Below are 1,801 nucleotides of genomic sequence, written 5' to 3'. Positions count from 1 at the left end.
CCGCAGACACGCCCGCCGCCGCCGGAACAGCGCCAGAGCCGACAGCCGCGATTGCCCCGTCCCCTGCCCCGCCGCCTGCCGCAGAACCGCCCGCCGCCCAGCCCGAACTGGCGCAGGTCGCCACTGACGCCTCCGCAAAGGCTCTGAAATTCCTGCGCGACGGCGGCCCCTCGATCTGGGCCATTGCCGCGCTCTCGGTCATCACCCTCGCGCTGATCCTGTGGAAGATCTGGCGTCTGGCGCTGATCGGCGCCTGGTCCCGCGGCAAGGCCGCCCGTGCAGTGACCGCATTCGAATTCGGCAACCGCGCCGAAGCGCTGGATATCACCGCAGGCCGACGCGGCATCCGCTCCCGCGTGGTCGTCGCCGCACTCAATGCCACCGCCACCCTGCCAGAGGACCGCGCCCGCGAGGAAACCGCCCGCGTCGCCAAGCTGCATCTGGCCAGCGCCGCCACCGGTCTCGGCGCGCTGGAGCTGATCGCCACCATCGCGCCGCTCTTGGGCCTTCTCGGCACCGTTCTGGGCATGATCGCCGCCTTCCAGGCACTGCAGGCCGCGGGCTCCAAGGCCGACCCCGCCCTGCTGGCCGGCGGTATCTGGGAGGCACTTCTGACCACCGCCGCCGGCATGGCTGTGGCGATCCCCGCCTCCGCTGCGCTGACATGGTTCGAAGCGGTAATCTCCCGCATCCGCCGCGATGTCGAGGACAACGCCACCCGCATCTTCGTCGCCGCCCAGCCCGATCAGCTGGCACTGGCCGCCGAGTAGGCGCATGCAGCTCGCCCCCGCCCCGCGCCCCCGGCGCAAACCCAGCCTGACACCGATGATCGACGTGGTGTTCCTGCTGCTGGTGTTCTTCATGCTGGCTTCCCGCTTTGGCATGGACACGGTGCTGCAATTGCCGCTGGCCGGACAGGGCGGCACCTATGACGGTCCGCCGCGCTTGATCGGCGTCGGCCCCGGCAACCTGGATGTGAACGGCGTGCCGGTGGCGGACAGCAACCTTGTCCAAGCGCTGGCGCCGCTGATGAAATCCCCCGCCGACGTGCTGATCCTCAGGGGGCGCGACGGCGCCAGCCTGCAGCGCATCACCGATATCACCGCGCTGCTGCTGCAGGCGGGTCTCAGCAACGTCGTTCTTGTGGAGTGAGGGGGCATTCATGGACCTGAGCGATCCCCCTAAACGCCCCCGCGCCGAATCCATCGTGCCGATGATCAACGTGGTGTTCCTGCTGCTGATCTTCTTCCTGATGACCTCGCGCCTGGCCCAGCCCGACCCGTTTGACGTGACCCCGCCCGATGCTGCCTCCGAGGCCGCGCCGGAGGCCCAGCCGGTGCTTTACATCGGTGCCGATGGCCGGATGCATTTCGACGGGGCCGATGGAGACGCTGCCATCGCCAGCCTCGCCGCCGCCAGCGCGGACAGCCCGCAAATCCAGCTGCGCGCCGACGCAAGGCTGGAAGCCAAGGCCCTCGCCCGCATCCTGCACCAGCTGGCAGAGGCCGGTCTCGCCCGCGCCGAACTGGTGGTGCAACGCCCATGAAACGTGCCGCCGAATTCACTGTCTTTGCGGGCCTCGCGGGCCTCATCCACATCGCGCTCTTTGCCAGCGCACCCGAAAGCGGCGCCCAGTCCAGCGGCGCGGGCGGCGATGCGCTGGTCTCGCTGCAGCCCGCCAGCGCCGAGGTTGCCCGCATGGCCGAGGCCTGGCAGAAACCGCCCGAGACCCCGCAGATCCAGCCCCCAAACCCGGAAGCTCCGCCGCAGATCGACCTCGCCCAGGCACCGCGCGCCGCAC

The 1,801-nt window shown here is 70.1% G+C and carries 3 protein-coding genes and 1 pseudogene; all 4 read left to right on the top strand.

Translation table 11 applies throughout. The features are described from left to right. The coding region (locus A9D60_RS02940) for a MotA/TolQ/ExbB proton channel family protein (protein WP_254656617.1) at window positions 1-770 on the top strand (770 nt) is incomplete at its 5' end. A gap of 4 nt (window positions 771-774) precedes the next feature. Then, window positions 775-1,152: an ExbD/TolR family protein gene (locus A9D60_RS02935; RefSeq protein WP_065266232.1), complete on the top strand. Its 378-nt coding sequence runs from the start codon at window positions 775-777 to the stop codon at window positions 1,150-1,152. A 10-nt stretch (window positions 1,153-1,162) separates the two neighbouring features. Beyond that, the gene (locus tag A9D60_RS02930; RefSeq protein WP_065266231.1) at window positions 1,163-1,546 is read left to right on the top strand and encodes an ExbD/TolR family protein; all 384 of its coding nucleotides are present in this window, start codon (window positions 1,163-1,165) and stop codon (window positions 1,544-1,546) included. Then, window positions 1,543-1,801 (top strand): annotated as a pseudogene (locus A9D60_RS02925) (energy transducer TonB); the annotation flags it as partial. The gene A9D60_RS02930 and the pseudogene A9D60_RS02925, both read left to right, overlap by 4 nt.

The organism is Leisingera sp. JC1 (genome assembly GCF_001679925.1).
Lineage (GTDB): Bacteria > Pseudomonadota > Alphaproteobacteria > Rhodobacterales > Rhodobacteraceae > Leisingera.
This window is presented reverse-complemented; position numbering and strand designations above follow the sequence as displayed.

Excerpts from the sequence above, each read along its gene's own strand:
- A9D60_RS02930 (WP_065266231.1), top strand. The coding sequence starts at position 1,163 with ATGGACCTGAGCGATCCCCCTAAACGCCCCCGCGCCGAATCCATCGTG.
- A9D60_RS02935 (WP_065266232.1), top strand. The coding sequence starts at position 775 with ATGCAGCTCGCCCCCGCCCCGCGCCCCCGGCGCAAACCCAGCCTGACA.